Source organism: Xanthomonas sp. NCPPB 1826 (genome assembly GCF_056725285.1).
The window spans coordinates 1,778,868-1,796,535 of the sequence record NZ_CM161521.1; the positions used below are offsets into that span (position 1 = coordinate 1,778,868).

The window sequence follows — 17,668 nt, forward strand, 5'->3', positions numbered from 1 at the left end:
CGTGGCGCGTTCTGGATGAGTTGCGTGCTGGCCGTGGTGGCGAGCGTGATCGCACCGGCACAGGCCAGCGAGGCGCCGCGCATGGCGCCGCCACCGGCCTGGGTCATCGCCGATGCGGTGCCCGACAAGGTGCCCGGTGCCAGCGGGCTGCGCTATGAACTGGTGTCCGATCAGGTCGATCTGACCGGCGCGGCGCCGCAGGCGTATCGCCGCCTCAGTTACACCGTGCAGCGTGCGAAAAGTCTTGACGAAGCCGGGCAGATCTCCATCGATTACCAGCCGCAGTACCAGCAGCTGGCGCTCAACAGCCTGGAGGTCTGGCGCGACGGCAGGCGCATCGACATGCGCAAGCAGGCGCACTACGCCCGGTTGCGCCGCGAAAGCGGACTGGAAGACGGTTTGATCGATGGCGCGCTGACGCTGTCGATCACTTTGCCGGACCTGCGCGTGGGCGACCGGGTCGATTACGGCGTGACCATCACCGGCAGCAATCCGGTGTTCGGCAAGGGCTATTACGACGTGTTCGATGCGCGCTACGGCGTAGCGCTGGGCGAGCGCCGGGTGCGCGTGCGGCATCCGGCCGGCATGGGATTGCAGTGGCGGGTGACGGCGCCCGGTTTCAGCCGCAACGTCAGCCGCACCGGCGATGTGGCGACACTGGACATCGCCGCACGCGACCTGCCCGCCGTGCAGGAGGAAAAGGACACCCCGGAGGATGTCGATCCGTATGGCCGGATCGAAGTCTCCACTGCCGGCAACTGGGCGGCGGTGGCGGCATGGGCAGCGCAGTTGTATCCGCACGCGTTCAAGGACGCGCGCGTTGCCGACGGGATGGTGCAGAACCTGCAGCTGCGCCGCGACGACCCGCAGGGCGCACTGCTGCGTGCAGTGGCCTTCGTGCAGGGCGAGATCCGTTATGTCGGCCTGGACATGGGCGAGAATTCGCACGCGCCGCATCCACCGGAAGTGACGCTGCGCAATCGCTACGGCGACTGCAAGGACAAGGCGACGCTGTTGATCGCGCTGCTGCAACTGGCCGGCATCCGCGCCGAGCCGGTGCTGGTCAGCAGCGACAAGGGCCACGGGCTGGATCTGCGCTTGCCCAGTCCCTACGCGTTCGATCATGTGGTGGTGCGCGCTCACCTGCCGCAGGGCGAGGTATGGGTGGATGCTACGCGCGACCGCGAAGAGGGCCCGCTGGCGCAACGCCGGCCGTTGCCGTTCGTGCGCGGCCTGCCGGTCGTGGCCGGGCAGCGCGATCTGGTGGCGGTGCCATCGCCGATGCCGACGCTGCCGCAGGTCGAGGTAGACGAGGAGGTCGTGATCTCGCTGCGCAAGCCGCAGCGTGTGGCGACCTTCACCGTGGACACGACGTATCGCCAGGGACGCGGCGAGCGCGTGGCGACCAGCTTCGACGACAACGGTGCGCAAGCGGTGGGCGAGCACTACCTGGAATTCATGCAGCAGTACTACACCGCGCTGATGCAGGTCGGCGTGCCGACCATCGACGCGACCGATGTGTTGAACGTGCGCACGCACGAGGCCTACCGCCTGGAGTGGCCGACCGACGAGGGCGACGAGCTGGGCTTTCCGCTGTTCCAGCTCGGCGAATGGATGGACGCCCTGCCCACTGCGGCGCGCAAGAGCCCGCTGGCGCTGGGCGGCCCGCGGCTGGCGCGGCAGACCGTGCGGGTGCGGGTCGACCCGGCGGTGCGGGTGGAAGCGGATACGCAGGTGGTCGCCAACCCGTGGTTCCGGTTCTCGCGCACGGTCTCCACGCACGAAGGACGCATCGTCATCGTCGGCGAGTGGCAGCGGCTGTCCGACCGCATTCCCGCCAGCGGCGTGAAGCGTGCAGCCGCCGACATGGAGCGTGCCCGCGACCTGCTGTACTTCAATCACGACCTCAAGCCGCAGCCGCACAGACAGCCGCTGGAGATGCACGTCTTCGTCTATCCGCTGGCCGCGCTGCTGGCGCTGATCGTGCTGGTGCTGGCATGCCTGGCCTGGTGGCGCGGCGGTGGCTTGGGCGGGATGCTGTTCGATCCGCACACCGTTGCGCAGCGCCTGCACACGCAGGCCCGCGCGCGCTGGAGCGCGTGGTGCGTGTTCGGCCTGATCCTGGTGCTCTCGAGCTGGATGTGGGTGTCTCCGCAGCCGTTGTGGGTGCACGCCATCGCCGTGGCGATCATGCTGGCCATCGCGCTGGTGGGCTGCGTGTTGCTGCAGTGGATGCTGCGCTGGATGGGCGGCACTGCGGAGTTTGCGGTGTTACTGCCGGCGCTGCTGGGCAGTGCCTTGCCATGGCTGGTCTGCCTGCTGGCGACGCTGGTCGCGCTCGGTGGCGATATCGTCCTGTTCCGGACCGCTGTGCACGATCCGGCCGGGCTGGCGCAGGTGGCCATGGCGGTGCTGATGCTGCTGCTAGGCGGGCTGTGGTGGTCGATCGCTGCGGTCCAGGCGGTTGCCGGTGCGACCGGCTGCGCACGCGCGCGGGCCTTTGGTGCGCTGGCATTGACGTTGTCGGTGCTGGGCATGCTGGTCGCCGTGCTGGGTGTGCCGGTGGCGTTGGTGGTGATGCGCTGAGCCGCGCCGCCGGCAGCGCACGCAACCACGGCCACGCCTTGCAGCAGAATCGATGCAGGGCTTTGCAAAGATCCCCGGGGCTGTGACACTGCCAGCCCCTCGTTGCTGCCGCGGAGCCAGCTTGATGTCGACCGTGCGTCCCCCGTTGACCGTCCATGGCATGTCCAGTTCCGGCAACTGCTACAAGGTGCGCTTGCTGCTGGAGCAATTGGGCAGCCGCTATCACTGGGTCGAGGTCGACAGCGCCGCCGGTGAAACTCGCACGCCCGCGTATCTGGCCAAGAATCCCAACGGCAAGGTGCCGATGGTGGAGCGCGACGACGGCCGCGTGCTGACCGAATCCAACGCGATCCTGTTCTGGCTGGCCGAAGGCACCCCGTACCTGCCCACCGACGCGTGGCAGCGCGCGCAGGCCTTGAGCTGGATGTTCTTCGAGCAATACAGCCATGAGCCGTATGTCGCGGTGGCGCGGTTCATCAGCCTGTGGACGCCGCGCGATGCCGCGCGCCGCGCCGAACTGCCGCAGCTGCGCGCCCGCGGCGAGCAGGCGCTGGCCGTGATGGAACAGCACCTGCAGCAGCACCGCTGGTTTACCGGCAACGACTACGGCATCGCCGATATCGCGCTGTTTGCCTACACCCATTGCGCCGAGGACGGTGGCTTCGATCTGGAGCGCTGGCCGGCGATCGGTGCCTGGCTGCAGCGCGTGCAGGCAGTACCCGGTTTTATCGCAATGCCGGCGCCTGCAGCCGGCGCGGTGACGGCATGAGCGGCATGCGCTGCCGGCAGGAGCACTGACGATGTGCGGATTGGCTGGACTGCTGCTGGCCTCGCCACGCATGCATGGCGAACAACTCGATGCGCTGGTGCGGCCGATGGGCGCCGCCTTGCGTCATCGCGGCCCCGACGATGCCGGCACCTGGTGCGATGCGCAGGCCGGCGTGGCGCTGGCGCATCAACGCTTGAGCATCCTGGATCTGTCGCCGCTGGGCCATCAGCCGATGCGCTCTGCCGATGGCCGTTATGTGCTGGCCTACAACGGCGAGATCTACAACTTCGCGCAACTGCGCGCGGCGCTGTCCGCGCTCGGGCACCGCTTCCGCGGTCATTCCGATACCGAAGTGCTGTTGGCGGCGGTGGTGGAGTGGGGGCTGGACGACACCCTGACTCGCTGCAACGGCATGTTCGCGCTGGCGTTGTGGGACGAGCGCGACAACTGCCTGTATCTGGCCCGCGACCGCGTCGGCAAGAAGCCGCTGTACTACGGCTGGGCCGGCGACACCCTGGTGTTCGGCTCCGAACTCAAGGCGCTGTGGCAGCACCCGGACTTCGATAACGGGGTCGATCGCAATGCGCTGACCTTGCTGCTGCGGCTGGGCTACATCCCGGCACCGGCCTGCATCCACGAGCGCACCTTCAAGTTGATGCCCGGGCGGGTGCTGCGGCTGGATGCGCAGATGGTGGCGGCCGGCGCGGCGGCGCATCGGCCGGACCAGGCGCAGCAGCCGTTCTGGAACGCGCGCGAGGCGATGCAGCGCGCGCTGGCGGCGCCGTTCACCGGCAGCGATGCACAGGCCGAGGAGCAACTCGATGCCGTGCTGCGCGATGCGGTGGCGCTGCGCATGGTGGCCGACGTGCCGGTGGGCGTGTTCCTGTCCGGCGGCACCGATTCGTCGATCGTCACCGCGATGATGCAGGCGCAGAGCGCCCAGCCGGTGCATACCTTCAGCATCGGCTTCGAAGGTTCGCATCACGACGAAGCGCCGCTGGCACGCGAGGTGGCCACGCATCTGCACACCGACCACACCGAGCTGTATGTCAGCGGCGCCGACGCGCTGGCGGTGGTGCCGACCCTGCCGGACATGTTCGACGAGCCCTTCGCCGATGCCTCGCAGGTGCCGACCGCGCTGGTCGCACGGCTGGCGCGCGGCGGGGTGACGGTGGCGCTGTCCGGCGATGGCGGCGACGAATTGTTCTTCGGCTACGGCCGGTACCAGCGTGCGCTGCGCAACTGGCGCATGCACGGGCTGGTGCCGGGGCCGCTGCGGCGCTTGATGGCGCTGGCGGCACGCCGCAACGGCGAGTCCTCGCGCACCGGCGGCCTGGCCGCGCTGGTGGCCGAGGCCGGCGCACGCGGCATCGGCGACATCTACCGCAACCGCATTTCGCGCTGGCGCGATCCGGCCGCGGTGGTGCTGGGCGCGACCGAGCCCGACAGTTTCTACAGCCTGGCCGACCCGCTGCACGGCTCCGGCACGCCGGCCGACGCGATGATGCTGGCCGACTTTGCCGCCTATCTGCCCGACGATCTGCTGTGCAAGGTGGACCGCACCACCATGGCGGTGGGGCTGGAAGCGCGCGCGCCGTTGCTGGACTGGCGGGTGGCCGAGTTCGCCTGGTCGCTGCCGCTGTCGCTGAAGTACCGCGACGGGGTCAGCAAATACCTGCTCAAGCGCGTGCTGTGCCGCTATCTGCCCGACCCGATGGTCTACCGCGGCAAGCGCGGCTTCGGCGCGCCGGTCAGTGCCTGGCTGCGTGGCGACCTGCATGGCTGGGCCGACGATCTGCTGGCGCACGCTACGCTGGAGCGCGACGGCGTGTTCGCCGCCGACACCGTGGCCGGGCTGTGGCGGGACTTCAACGGCGGCGAGCGCAAATGGCATACGCACCTGTGGACGGTGCTGATGTTCCAGGCCTGGCAGGTGCATTGGCGCGCCCAACGCGCCGCGATCGGCCGCTGAGGCAGCCGCGCTTCACCGGGTATGAGCGCCAGGCTGACTAGAGTCGGGCGCTGATTCCCCCAATGGAGCGTTCCCCATGAGCAAGATCACCATCGCCGTGCTGGTCGGCAGCCTGCGTGCCGCGTCCTACAACCGCCAACTGGCGCGCGCGCTGGAGCATCTGGCCGGCGACAAGGCCGTGTTCGAGTACGTGGAGATCGGCGACATCCCGCTGTACAACCAGGACCACGATGGCGATTACCCGGCAGAGGGCACGCGGCTGAAGCAACAGATCCGGTCGGCTGACGCGGTGCTGTTCGTCACCCCGGAGTACAACCGCTCGATTCCCGGCGTGCTCAAGAACGCCCTCGATACCGGCTCGCGCCCGTACGGCGACAGCGCGTTTGCGGGCAAGCCGGCCGCCGTGGTCGGCATCTCGGTCGGGGCGATCGGCACCGCCACCGCGCAGCAGCACCTGCGCAATGTGCTGTCGTATCTGGACATGCGGGTGCTTGGCCAGCCGGAAGTCTTCCTGCAGTACAAGGAGGGCCTGTTCGGTGCCGACGACCAGGTTGCCAACGCCGACAGCCGCAAGTTCCTGCAGGGCTTCGTCGACGCCTTCCTGGGCCTGGTCGAACAGTCCAAGCGCTGAGTTGACCACAGCGGCGTTGGGCCTGGAGACAGCTGTCAACCGGCACCGGTGACGCAGCGCAAACCCAGGTGCAGCAAGCGTCTCGGTGGTTGCGACAGCCGCCGCGTAGAACGGTGATGCACCGGCTGTCCACCAGTTATCCACAGAGTTGTGCATGGTCGTCGGCGCCGCCGATGACTATGCTTCCTGCCCTCGTCTCCCTTGTGTCAGGTCTGTTTGTCCATGGCTGCTCGTCCTGGTTTCCGTTCCAAGCGCAATCGCGATCGCGACGATGACGATTACGATCGTCCCGAGCCGCGGCTTGACCAGTTGCGGGTACCGCCGCATTCGGTCGAGGCCGAGCAGGCCGTGCTCGGCGGGTTGATGCTGGCGCCGGATGCGTTCGATCGGGTCAACGACCAACTGACCGACAACGATTTCTACCGCCGCGATCACCGGCTGATCTACCGCGCGATTCGCGAACTGAACGAAAAGGACCGCCCCTTCGACGCGGTGACCCTGGGCGAGTGGTTCGAATCGCAGGGCAAGCTGGAGCAGGTCGGCGACGGCGCGTACCTGATCGAGCTGGCCAGCACCACGCCCTCGGCGGCCAACATCGCCGCATACGCGGAGATCGTGCGCGACAAGGCGGTATTGCGACAGCTGATCGAGGTCGGCACCACCATCGTCAACGACGGCTTCCAGCCCGAGGGCCGCGAAAGCGTGGAGTTGCTGTCGTCGGCGGAAAAGGCGGTGTTCAAGATCGCCGAGGCCGGCGCGCGCGGGCGTACCGACTTCGTGGCGATGCCGGGCGCGTTGAAGGACGCCTTCGAGGAATTGCGCAGCCGTTTCGAAAACGGCGGCAACATCACCGGCCTGCCGACCGGCTACAACGATTTCGACGCGATGACCTCCGGCCTGCAGCCGACCGACCTCATCATCCTGGCCGCGCGTCCGGCGATGGGCAAGACCACGTTTGCGCTGAATATCGCCGAATACGCCGCGATCAAATCCAAGAAGGGCGTGGCGGTATTCTCGATGGAAATGTCGGCATCGCAGCTGGCGATGCGCCTGATCTCGTCCAATGGCCGCATCAATGCGCAACGCCTGCGTACCGGCGCGCTGGAAGACGAGGACTGGGCGCGTGTGACCGGCGCGATCAAGATGCTGAAGGAAACCAAGATCTTCATCGACGACACGCCGGGCGTGTCGCCGGAAGTGCTGCGCTCCAAGTGCCGCCGACTCAAGCGCGAACACGACCTGGGCCTGATCGTCATTGACTACCTGCAGCTGATGTCGGTGCCGGGCAACAGCGAAAACCGCGCGACCGAAATCTCGGAAATCTCGCGTTCGCTCAAGGGCCTGGCCAAGGAGCTCAACGTGCCGGTGATCGCGTTGTCGCAGCTCAACCGCTCGCTGGAAACACGGACCGACAAGCGCCCGGTGATGGCCGACTTGCGCGAATCCGGCGCGATCGAGCAGGACGCGGACATGATCGTGTTCATCTATCGCGACGACTATTACAACAAGGAAAATTCGCCGGACAAGGGCCTGGCCGAGATCATCATCGGCAAGCACCGCGGTGGACCGACCGGGTCGTGCAAGCTCAAGTTCTTCGGCGAATACACCCGGTTCGACAATCTGGCCCACGATTCGGTGGGCAGTTTCGAATAAACCTCCTGCCTGATGCCGGGCGGCAATCCGTCGCTACGGCATCGCGCCATCCTTGCATCTGCTGGCTTATGCTGCGCGCCTCATCGCCGCTGCCGAGCTTGTATGTCCTACGCCATCGTCTGGTTCCGTCGCGATCTGCGCCTGCAGGACAACCCGGCCTTGCAGGCTGCGCTGGATGCGGGGCACCAGCCGATTCCGCTGTATATCGATGCGCCGCACGAAGAGGGCGAGTGGACGCCAGGCGCCGCCTCGCGGAGCTGGCGGCACCGCTCGCTCGCGGCGCTGGATGCGGACCTGCGCGCGCTCGGCAGTGGTCTGGTGCTGCGTGCAGGTGACAGCGCGCAGGTGCTGGATGAGCTAATCGCGCAGACCAAGGCGGTGGCGGTGTATTGGAACCGCAAGTACGAGCCGGCCACGCAGCCGCGCGATGCGCAGATCAAGCGCAGCCTGCGCGAGCGCGGGATCGAAGTGCAGAGCTGCAACTCCGCACTGATGTTCGAACCGTGGCAGTTGACGACGCAGCAGGGCGGCCCGTACAAGGTGTTCACCCCGTTCTGGCGCAATGCGCTTACCCAGCTGCAATTGCCGGCTGCCGTGCCGGCACCGCGCAGCCTGCCGCCGTTGCCTGCGCAATTGAAGAGCGCTGCGCTGGACACGCTGGGGCTGCTGCCGGCGCTGGACTGGGACCGAGGCTTCTGGGAACACTGGCAGCCCGGCGAGGCCGGCGCGCACGAGATGCTGGAAATCTTCATCGATGGCGCGCTGTCCGGGTATCGCGAAAACCGCGACCGGCCCGACCGGGTCGGCACCTCGCAGTTGTCGCCGCATCTGCATTTCGGCGAGATCGCGCCGTGGCGGATCGCCAGCACGCTGGAAGCCAATCGCAACGCACGCAACGGTGCCGAGATCGACGGCTATATCCGCCAGCTTGGCTGGCGCGATTTTGCGTATCACCTGCTGCACCATTTTCCCGACACCACCAACCAGAATCTCAACCCGCGCTTCGAAGGCTTTGACTGGGCCAAGGTAGACCCGGTCGCATTGCAGGCCTGGCAGCGGGGCCGCACCGGCATTCCGATTGTCGATGCCGGCATGCGCCAGCTCTGGCACACCGGCTGGATGCACAACCGCGTGCGCATGATCGTGGCGAGCCTGCTGTGCAAGCATCTGCGCGTGCACTGGATCGAAGGCGCGCGCTGGTTCTGGGACACGCTGGTGGATGCGGACCTGGCCAACAACACGCTGGGCTGGCAGTGGGTGGCCGGTACCGGTGCCGATGCGGCGCCGTATTTCCGTGTGTTCAATCCGGTCACGCAGGCCGAGAAGTTCGATCCGCAGGCCGCCTACATCACGCGCTGGGTACCTGAGCTCGGCAAGCTTGCGGTGAAGGAACGCTTCGCGCCGTGGCTGCATCCGTTGTCGCTGGCGCGGCTGGCACCTGAGTATCCGCGTACGCCGATCATCGGCCTGGCCGAAGGCCGCGATGCGGCGCTGGCGGCGTATGCAAAAACGCGCGGCTAGGCGCGCGGCAGGGCGAGCGACCTCCTGATTGCGTGGTCAGCTGATGCTCGCTTCTGCGTGTTTGCTTCTGCAAGGCTAAGGCGTTGCATGCGTGTGCTGCAACGCTTGTTTCGCACATCACCGAATGCGTTACGTGTAGGCATGCCGCTGTCCGAGCAGAAAACGTTTTCCTGAATGCAGCACTAGCTGCGCGCGACTGGAGGTCGGTTTCATCATGCGCCAGTCGCGTTGGACTGTTTATCCTCGCCGACACGATTGAGTGCCGGATGGTCCGGCCACAGGAGAACACCATGTCCCCAGCAGCCACCAAGAGCCTTGCCGTTGCCCTGGCCAGCGCCATTGCGTTGTCCGCCTGCGCCACCGGCGGCTCGTATGTGCAGCGCGACCAGTACGGCGAGCAGACCCAACAGCAGAACCGCACCGGCCGCAACGCGCTGATCGGCACTGCGATCGGCGTGGCCGCTGGTCTGCTGACCGGCGACAGCGCCACCGAACGCCGTCAGCATGCGATGGTCGGTGCCGGCATCGGCGCGCTCAGTGGCGCGGCGGTTGGCCAGTACCAGGATCGCCAGGAGCGCGCACTGCGTGAGCGCACCGCCAACACCGGCATCGAAGTGCAGCGCCAGGGCGACAACATCACCCTGAACCTGCCCGACGGCATCACCTTCGACTTCGGCAAGTCTGCATTGAAGCCGCAGTTCTACAGCGCGCTCAATGGCGTGGCGTCCACACTGCGCGAGTACAACCAGACCATGGTGGAAGTGGTCGGTCATACCGACAGCGTCGGCAGCGACGCGGTCAATCAGCGTCTGTCCGAAGAGCGCGCCGGCGCGGTCGCGCAGTATCTGACTGCACAAGGCGTGCAGCGTGAGCGTATGGAAACCATGGGCGCCGGCAAGCGTTACCCGATCGCCGACAACAGCACCGACGCCGGCCGCGCACAGAACCGCCGCGTCGAAATCCGCCTGATCCCGCTGCGCTCGGAGGGTGCCGGGAACAACACGGGCATGCGTTGAGTTTGCCGCACTGAATCGTGGCGAGTCGACTGACGAGCCGCAATGAGTAAGCAAGACAGGCCGCGAAAGCGGCCTGTTTTTTTGCGCTGCGAATTTTTGATCAAGCGCGCGTCGGGTGCAAAGCTGCCGATCTGCGGGTTTTCTGCAGGGCCCTTGCCCGCCCACCCTCGCGGGACACGCCGCAAGTACGTCCCTGTAGGCTCTTACGCGGCATCCATGCCGCGTAAGGTCCCGCGACGGTGGGCGGGCAAGGACCTGTCGGGATGGTCGGTGTGCGTGGTTGCAAGCAAGGCAAGCCGTAGGTTGCTCGGAGCACTAAGTGTTCGATCAACCTCTCGCCATTTTCCCATCGCAAACCGAGCAACAAACGGACTTTCAACACGCAAGCTACAAACGTCGCATCTGCTATCGCAGGCCGAGTAACAATTTTTAAAAAAAGCAGCCGACCAACTCTCTGGTGCGGTGTCCTTGCCGGTTGCGGGACCCTCGGCGGCATGGATGCCGCCGAGGAGCCTCCATGGACTGATTCACGGCGTGTCCCGCAAGCGGTGAGGGCACCGCGCACTCGACCAACTGGTCTTTTGACTTGCAGCTAGACGTTATCGCTAGGCGTTGACCAACGCAGTTTCGGATCTCCAGACCACGCTAAAGCTCGCGCGCTCGGTCGCTTCAAGATTGCATCGGTCGACAGCGGTATGGTGACTTCGCCACGACCAAAAGTGCCGGAGCTGGATGGCCTCGACACTCCGGCAGGAATTCGGGATTCGGGATTCGAGGTTTGTAGCGGCCGGGACGTTTTCGCTTGTACGGGCAACGTCTCCCCATCACCCTTCGGGCACCTTGTCCCGAGGGGGACGAGGGTGCTCCGTTAGGCGACTACGAGTACAGACTACGCCGTGACGTTTTCCAGGATGCGCTTGCCCTCGGCACGCAGTTCCGCCTCTGCGCCGACCTCGATCTTTGCATCGTTGTCGGCTTTTTGTGCCGCCAGGCGCGCAGGGCACTGCGCCATCATGTAGTCCGCATCGAAGTTCATCCGCGTCACCAGGAAGTCCACGAAGGCGCGCACTTTCGGCGAGACCAGGCGGCCGCCGGCGAACACCGCGTTGAAGTCCACCTCCGGCCCGGTCCAACCCGCGAGCACCCGGCGCACCAGACCCGATTGCACGAACGGCTTGGCCATCACATCGCCGGTCAACAGCAAGCCTTCGCCGCATAACACCGCGCCATTGAGCGCAGCCGGATCGTTGGCCACCATCAACGGATTGACCGGGAAATCGCGCACATCGCTGCCGTCGCTGAGCGACCAGAAAAAGCGGTTGTTGTGCACGTTGCGGTTCTTGCGCAGCGCCAGGGTGCGATGGAACTGCAGCTCGTCCGGATGCAGCGGCTCGCCATAGCGCTCGATGTAGGACGGGCTGGCGAAGACCTGCGTGCGCAGGCTGCCGAGCTTGCGCGCCACCAAGTTGGAATCGGGCAGCGCGCCGACACGCAGTGCCAGATCGGCTTCGCCGCCGATCAGGTCCAGCTTCTCGTTGCCCAGATGCATGTCCAGCTGGATCTCCGGGTATTGCGCATGGAACTCGCCCAGCAACGGCGCGATCCAGGTGATGCCCAGCGAGTAGGGCACGGTGAAGCGCAGCCAGCCGCGCGGGCCGGACTGCAATTGCCCGACGGCGCTCTCGGCCTCTTCCAGTTCGCGTGCGATGCGCTGGCAATGTTCGTGATAGACCGAGCCGGCTTCGGTCAGACCGATGCGGCGCGTGGTCCGGTGCAGCAGGCGGGCGCCCAGGCGGGTTTCCAGTTCCTGCACCTTGCGGCTGACGGTGGTCTTGGGTAGGCCGAGCGCGTTGGCGGCGGCGATGAAGCTGCCTTGTTCGACCACCTTGACGAAGATCAGGGTGTCGTTGAGATCGTGAGTCATGGGACTGCCTTCCGGGGTCAGGAGGGATTAGACCGCTTACGGGACGATTATTCCCCTAAATCCGGACTAATCAAGTGCTGGTTTGGAGCCTAACTTATGCGGCATCCCCTCCATGCAGGAGCACGGCCATGTGGTTGTGCAATGTTTTCGGCTTGTCGTCGACATCGCGTAGCGCCATCGAAGGTGCCTTCGATCCGGTGGTTTCCACGGCGAGAAGCCCGCGTGCCGGCGTTTCGCGCGCTTTTTCGGCATCGCCCCGGCGTCAGGCCGGCGGCGCTCCGACACAGCGGACTGGACTGTCGGCGCGTCTGGCGCAGCGCGGAATTGTCCCGATGTCGGGAGTGAAAGTCCCATGACCGGGATGGTCCAATCCGAGACGGCCGTCATTGGCGGCGCGGGCAATGTCGGCGCCGGTATCGTCGCCGCCTTGCTCGATGCCCGGATGCCGGTGCTGGTGATTGGACGCGACGCCGCCAAGCTCGACGCGCTGCGCGCGCAGCATGGCCACACACCGCTGCTGGAGACCTTGCAGGGCTCGGTCGCCGACGACGCTTCGGCGCAGGCGTTGGCCGGCGAACTGGCCCAGCGCCCGCGTCCGCTGGCGGCGGTGATCGCCAGCGTGGGCAGCCCGCTCAAGGCCGGCCGCCTGCTGGACCGCCCGGTCACTGCGCTGCGTCGCCGCATCGAGCGCGACGTGCTGCCGCACCTGGCGGCCGCGCGGCATCTGCTGCCGCTGCTGGCCGAGGCCGAGGGCGGCGGCCGCTACCTGTTGCTGGGCAGCCCCTGCGCGCTGCGTGCCTGGGCCGCGCATGGCGATACCTCGATCGCCGCTGCCGCCACCCGCATGCTCGCCCAGGTCCTGCACGAGGAAGCCAAGCCGCTGGGCGTCCGCGTGCACCTACTGTCGGTCGAGCAGCCGGTGTGTACGCCGGGCCGTGCCAAGGACGCGTGTCCGGAATGGATCCGCGCCGTGGATGTCGGCCGCGCGGCGGTCTCGCTGATCGCCGGGCCTGGCCAGCCCGGGCAAGCCATCGTGACCGTCAGCCGTCGCCTGCACGCCGCTCCTTCGGCCGACCGGCTCGCCGGTCTGCATTTTCCCATCCCCACCCGAGAGATTTCCCCATGACCCCGAACGCCACCCCGTTCCGTTTTCCCTTGCGTACTGTATTGACGGGCGCCGTACTCGCGGTTGTGCTGGCCGGTTGCGGCAGCAAGGCTGCCGAGACCGGCGCGCCGCCGCCGCCCAGCGTCAGCGTCGCCCCGGTGTTGCTGAAGGAGATCAGCCAGTGGGACGAATTCAGTGGCCGCATCGAGCCGGTGGAAAGCGTCGAGCTGCGCCCGCGCGTGTCCGGCTACATCGACAAGGTCAACTACGTCGAAGGCGCCGAAGTGAAGAAGGGCGATGTGCTCTTCAGCATCGACGACCGCAGCTACCGTGCCGAATTTGCGCGCGCCAACGCGGCGCTGGTGCGTGCACGCACGCAGTCCACGCTGGCCCGCAGCGAAGCGGCACGTGCGCGCAAATTGTCCGACCAGCAGGCCATTTCGACCGAGACCTGGGAGCAGCGCCGCGCTGCCGCCGATCAGGCCGATGCCGATCTGCTGGCCGCACAGGCCGCGCTGGATACCGCCAAGCTCAACCTGGACTGGACCCGCGTGCGTGCGCCGATCGATGGCCGCGCCGGGCGTGCGATGGTCACCGCCGGCAATCTGGTCACCGCCAGCGACAGCGCCAGCGTGCTGACCACGCTGGTGTCGCTGGACAAGGTGTTTGTGTACTTCGATGCCGACGAAGGCACCTTCCTGCGTTATTCGCAGATGGCGCGCAACGGCGAGCGTCCGGATGCGCGCGGCGGCGAGTTGCCGGTGCGCATCGGCCTGGTCGGCGAGCAGGGCTTCCCGCATACCGGGCGCGTGGATTTCCTGGATAACCAGGTGACCCGCAGCACCGGCACCATCCGCGTGCGCGCGGTACTGGACAACGCGCAGCGCCAGTTCACGCCGGGCCTGTATGCACACGTGCAGTTGCTGGGCAGCGGCCAGTTCAAGGCCATGCTGGTCGACGAAAAGGCCGTGCTGACCGATCAGGACCGCAAGTACGTGTATGTGGTCGACAAGGACGGCAAGGCGCAACGGCGCGACATCGAGCTGGGCCGCAATGCCGATGGCCTGCGCATCGTGCGCAAGGGACTGGCCGCCGGCGACCGCGTGGTGGTCGATGGCGTGCAGAAGATCTTCATGCCTGGCATGCCGGTCGATGCCAAGACCGTGGCCATGGCCACGGCACCGGACAAGCGCACCGCCTCGAACTGATTCATCGCTGCATCGCACCCGTGACCACCGGCCTTGAAACAGGGCCGGTTCGGGGCCGCTGTGCCGCGCCGCCACCTGGCGGCAACCTCTTTCAGGACCACCCCAATGGACTTTTCCCGTTTTTTCATCGACCGGCCAATCTTTGCCGCGGTGCTGTCGATCATCATCTTCGCTGCCGGCCTGATCGCCATGCCGCTGCTGCCCATCAGCGAGTACCCGGAAGTGGTGCCGCCGAGCGTGCAGGTGCGTGCGGTGTATCCGGGCGCCAATCCCAAGGTCATCGCCGAGACCGTCGCCACGCCGCTTGAGGAAGCCATCAACGGCGTGGAAGACATGATGTACATGAAGTCGGTCGCCGGCTCCGATGGCGTGCTGGTGGTCACCGTGACCTTCAAGCCGGGCACCGATCCGGACCAGGCGCAGGTGCAGGTGCAGAACCGCGTCAGTCAGGCGCAGGCGCGTCTGCCCGAGGACGTGCGGCGCCAGGGCGTGACCACGCAGAAGCAGTCGCCGACGCTGACCATGGTCGTGCATCTGACCTCGCCCAAGGGCAAGTACGACTCGCTGTACCTGAGCAATTACGCCACCTTGAAGGTCAAGGACGAACTGTCGCGCCTGCCGGGCGTGGGCCAGATCCAGATCTTCGGTGCCGGCGATTACGCCATGCGCATCTGGCTGGATCCGGACAAGGTCGCCGCGCGCGGGCTGACCGCCAGCGACGTGGTCGCGGCCATCCGCGAGCAGAACGTGCAGGTTTCCGCCGGCCAGCTTGGTGCCGAGCCGATGCCCAACAAGAGCGACTTCCTGCTGTCGATCAATGCGCAGGGCCGCCTGACCACCGAAGAAGAATTCGGCAACATCGTGATCCGCAGCGGCAACAGCGGCGAGATCGTGCGGCTGTCGGATGTGGCGCGTCTGGAACTGGGCGCTGGCAACTACACCTTGCGCTCGCAGCTGGACAACAAGAACGCGGTGGGCATGGGCGTGTTCCAGTCGCCGGGTGCCAACGCGATCGAATTGTCCGATGCAGTGCGCGCCAAGATGGCCGAGCTGGAAAAGCAGTTCCCGCAGGACATGGCGTGGTCGGCTGCGTACGACCCGACCGTGTTCGTGCGCGACTCGATCAGCGCGGTGGTGCACACGCTGCTGGAAGCGGTGCTGCTGGTGGTGCTGGTGGTGATCCTGTTCCTGCAGACCTGGCGCGCCTCGATCATTCCGTTGCTGGCGGTGCCGGTGTCGGTGGTCGGTACGTTCGCCGCGCTCTACCTGCTGGGTTTTTCGATCAACACGCTGAGCCTGTTCGGCCTGGTACTGGCGATCGGCATCGTGGTCGACGATGCGATCGTGGTGGTGGAAAACGTCGAGCGCAACATCGAAGAAGGGCTGGCCCCGTTGGCCGCGGCGCATCAGGCGATGCGCGAGGTGTCCGGGCCGATCATCGCCATCGCGCTGGTGCTGTGCGCGGTGTTCGTGCCGATGGCGTTCCTGTCGGGCGTGACCGGCCAGTTCTACAAGCAGTTCGCGGTGACCATCGCCATTTCCACGGTGATTTCGGCGATCAATTCGCTGACCTTGTCGCCGGCACTGGCCGCCATGCTGCTCAAGCCGCATGACGCGCCGAAGGATGGCCCGTCGCGGTTGATCGATCGCTTGTTCGGCTGGTTGTTCCGTCCGTTCAATCGCTTCTTCAACAGCAGTTCGCACAAGTACCAGGGCGCGGTCTCGCGCACCCTGGGCAAGCGTGGCGCAGTGTTCGCGGTGTATGTGCTGCTGCTGGTGGTCACCGGCTTCATGTTCAAGGTGGTGCCGGGCGGCTTCATTCCGACCCAGGACAAGCTGTACCTGATTGCCGGTACCAAGTTGCCGGAAGGCGCCTCGCTGGAACGCACCAACGAAGTGATCCGTCAGATCACCCAGATCGCGCTGCAGACCGAGGGCGTGGACCACGCGATTGCGTTCCCGGGCCTGAACCCGCTGCAGTTCACCAACACGCCCAATACCGGCACGGTGTTCCTGACGCTCAAGCCGTTCAGCCAGCGCAGCCGCACAGCGGCGCAGATCAATGCGGAGATCAACGCACGCATCAGCCAGATCCAGCAGGGCTTTGCGTTTGCGTTCATGCCGCCGCCGATCCTGGGCCTGGGGCAGGGCTCGGGCTACTCGCTGTACATCCAGGACCGCGCCGGCCTGGGCTATGGCCAGTTGCAGAGTGCGGTCAATGCGATGTCCGGTGCGATCTCGCAGACGCCGGGCATGCAGTTCCCGATCGGCACGTATCAGGCCAATGTGCCGCAGCTTGACGCCAAGGTCGATCGCGACAAGGCCAAGGCACAGGGCGTGCCGCTGACCAACCTGTTCGACACCTTGCAGACCTATCTGGGTTCGTCCTACATCAACGACTTCAATCGCTTCGGTCGCACCTATCAGGTGATCGCCCAGGCCGATGGACAGTTCCGCGACAGCGTCGAAGACATTGCCAACCTGCGCACCCGCAACGATCGCGGGCAGATGGTGCCGATCGGCAGCATGGTCACGCTGGGCCAGACCTACGGCCCGGATCCGGTGATCCGCTACAACGGCTACCCGGCCGCCGACCTGATCGGCGAAGCGGACCCGCGCGTGCTCTCCTCCACCCAGGCGATGCAGACGCTGGCCGGCATGGCGCCGAAGGTGTTGCCCAACGGCATGAACATCGAGTGGACCGACCTGAGCTATCAGCAATCCACCCAGGGCAACTCGGCGTTGATCGTGTTCCCGATGGCGGTGTTGCTGGCGTTCCTGGTGCTGGCCGCGTTGTACGAGAGCTGGACGCTGCCGCTGGCGGTGATCCTGATCGTGCCGATGACCTTGCTGTCTGCCTTGTTCGGTGTGTGGCTCACCGGCGGCGACAATAACGTGTTCGTGCAGGTGGGGTTGGTGGTGCTGATGGGCCTGGCGTGCAAGAACGCGATCCTGATCGTGGAGTTCGCCCGCGAACTCGAAATGCACGGCAAGGGCATCGTCGACGCCGCGCTGGAAGCCTGCCGCCTGCGTCTGCGCCCGATCGTGATGACCTCCATCGCCTTCATCGCCGGCACCGTGCCGCTGGTGTTCGGGCATGGCGCCGGCGCCGAAGTGCGCTCGGTCACCGGCATCACCGTGTTCGCCGGCATGCTCGGTGTGACCTTGTTCGGCCTGTTCCTGACCCCGGTGTTCTACGTGGCGCTGCGCAAGTGGGTGACGCGTCGCGAAGCCGCTGCACCGGCCACTGTTGCGCACGATCACGTCAAGGCGTGAGTGCGTC

At 66.3% G+C, this 17,668-nt stretch carries 12 protein-coding genes; 11 read left to right on the forward strand and 1 reads right to left on the reverse strand.

What is annotated here, in order from left to right:
• Positions 1–15: 15 nt before the first annotated feature.
• From AC1PLA_RS07720 to AC1PLA_RS07750, 7 genes are all read left to right on the forward strand, one after another.
• Positions 16–2,586, forward strand: coding sequence for a DUF3857 domain-containing transglutaminase family protein (locus AC1PLA_RS07720; RefSeq protein ID WP_481106174.1), 2,571 nt, complete (start codon positions 16–18; stop codon positions 2,584–2,586).
• A gap of 124 nt (positions 2,587–2,710) precedes the next feature.
• Complete coding sequence (locus tag AC1PLA_RS07725; RefSeq protein WP_024938929.1) at positions 2,711–3,355, forward strand: glutathione S-transferase family protein; 645 nt, start codon at positions 2,711–2,713, stop codon at positions 3,353–3,355.
• A 31-nt stretch (positions 3,356–3,386) separates the two neighbouring features.
• On the forward strand, positions 3,387–5,327 hold the full coding sequence (gene asnB / locus AC1PLA_RS07730; protein ID WP_054591583.1) for an asparagine synthase (glutamine-hydrolyzing): 1,941 nt from the start codon (positions 3,387–3,389) through the stop codon (positions 5,325–5,327).
• 76 nt (positions 5,328–5,403) lie between these two features.
• A complete protein-coding gene (locus tag AC1PLA_RS07735) occupies positions 5,404–5,958 on the forward strand; it encodes an NADPH-dependent FMN reductase (protein ID WP_104594802.1) in 555 nt (184 codons plus the stop codon).
• A gap of 222 nt (positions 5,959–6,180) precedes the next feature.
• Positions 6,181–7,611, forward strand: a complete 1,431-nt coding sequence (locus AC1PLA_RS07740; RefSeq protein WP_016902717.1) for a replicative DNA helicase — start codon at positions 6,181–6,183, stop codon at positions 7,609–7,611.
• A 102-nt stretch (positions 7,612–7,713) separates the two neighbouring features.
• The gene (locus AC1PLA_RS07745) at positions 7,714–9,132 is read left to right on the forward strand and encodes a cryptochrome/photolyase family protein (RefSeq protein ID WP_481105914.1); all 1,419 of its coding nucleotides are present in this window, start codon (positions 7,714–7,716) and stop codon (positions 9,130–9,132) included.
• Between the two features lie 290 nt (positions 9,133–9,422).
• Entirely contained in the window at positions 9,423–10,148 is a 726-nt protein-coding gene (locus AC1PLA_RS07750) for a YiaD family glycine zipper/OmpA-like lipoprotein (RefSeq protein ID WP_016902719.1), read from the forward strand.
• An 889-nt stretch (positions 10,149–11,037) separates the two neighbouring features.
• Here the strand turns inward: AC1PLA_RS07750 and AC1PLA_RS07755 are convergent.
• Positions 11,038–12,072, reverse strand: a complete 1,035-nt coding sequence (locus tag AC1PLA_RS07755; RefSeq protein WP_016850355.1) for an XC_2801 family transcriptional regulator — start codon at positions 12,070–12,072, stop codon at positions 11,038–11,040.
• Between the two features lie 128 nt (positions 12,073–12,200).
• Between AC1PLA_RS07755 and AC1PLA_RS07760 the strand changes: the two genes are divergently transcribed.
• From AC1PLA_RS07760 to AC1PLA_RS07775, 4 genes are all read left to right on the forward strand, one after another.
• On the forward strand, positions 12,201–12,428 hold the full coding sequence (locus AC1PLA_RS07760; protein WP_080689404.1) for a hypothetical protein: 228 nt from the start codon (positions 12,201–12,203) through the stop codon (positions 12,426–12,428).
• Positions 12,425–13,198 (forward strand): SDR family NAD(P)-dependent oxidoreductase, encoded by a 774-nt coding sequence (locus tag AC1PLA_RS07765; protein WP_039520429.1) that lies wholly within the window; start codon positions 12,425–12,427, stop codon positions 13,196–13,198. Before AC1PLA_RS07760 ends, AC1PLA_RS07765 begins: the two co-directional genes overlap by 4 nt.
• Positions 13,195–14,385, forward strand: a complete 1,191-nt coding sequence (locus AC1PLA_RS07770) for an efflux RND transporter periplasmic adaptor subunit (protein WP_024938934.1) — start codon at positions 13,195–13,197, stop codon at positions 14,383–14,385. Before AC1PLA_RS07765 ends, AC1PLA_RS07770 begins: the two co-directional genes overlap by 4 nt.
• Positions 14,386–14,490: 105 nt before the next feature.
• Positions 14,491–17,661 (forward strand): efflux RND transporter permease subunit, encoded by a 3,171-nt coding sequence (locus AC1PLA_RS07775; protein ID WP_039520435.1) that lies wholly within the window; start codon positions 14,491–14,493, stop codon positions 17,659–17,661.
• Positions 17,662–17,668: the final 7 nt, after the last annotated feature.

Coding starts and splice junctions, on each gene's coding strand:
- AC1PLA_RS07750 (WP_016902719.1), top strand. CDS start 9,423: ATGTCCCCAGCAGCCACCAAGAGCCTTGCCGTTGCCCTGGCCAGCGCC.
- AC1PLA_RS07765 (WP_039520429.1), top strand. CDS start 12,425: ATGACCGGGATGGTCCAATCCGAGACGGCCGTCATTGGCGGCGCGGGC.
- AC1PLA_RS07740 (WP_016902717.1), top strand. CDS start 6,181: ATGGCTGCTCGTCCTGGTTTCCGTTCCAAGCGCAATCGCGATCGCGAC.
- AC1PLA_RS07725 (WP_024938929.1), top strand. CDS start 2,711: ATGTCGACCGTGCGTCCCCCGTTGACCGTCCATGGCATGTCCAGTTCC.
- AC1PLA_RS07775 (WP_039520435.1), top strand. CDS start 14,491: ATGGACTTTTCCCGTTTTTTCATCGACCGGCCAATCTTTGCCGCGGTG.
- AC1PLA_RS07755 (WP_016850355.1), bottom strand. CDS start 12,072: ATGACTCACGATCTCAACGACACCCTGATCTTCGTCAAGGTGGTCGAA.
- AC1PLA_RS07720 (WP_481106174.1), top strand. CDS start 16: ATGAGTTGCGTGCTGGCCGTGGTGGCGAGCGTGATCGCACCGGCACAG.
- AC1PLA_RS07745 (WP_481105914.1), top strand. CDS start 7,714: ATGTCCTACGCCATCGTCTGGTTCCGTCGCGATCTGCGCCTGCAGGAC.
- AC1PLA_RS07760 (WP_080689404.1), top strand. CDS start 12,201: ATGTGGTTGTGCAATGTTTTCGGCTTGTCGTCGACATCGCGTAGCGCC.
- AC1PLA_RS07735 (WP_104594802.1), top strand. CDS start 5,404: ATGAGCAAGATCACCATCGCCGTGCTGGTCGGCAGCCTGCGTGCCGCG.
- asnB (WP_054591583.1), top strand. CDS start 3,387: ATGTGCGGATTGGCTGGACTGCTGCTGGCCTCGCCACGCATGCATGGC.
- AC1PLA_RS07770 (WP_024938934.1), top strand. CDS start 13,195: ATGACCCCGAACGCCACCCCGTTCCGTTTTCCCTTGCGTACTGTATTG.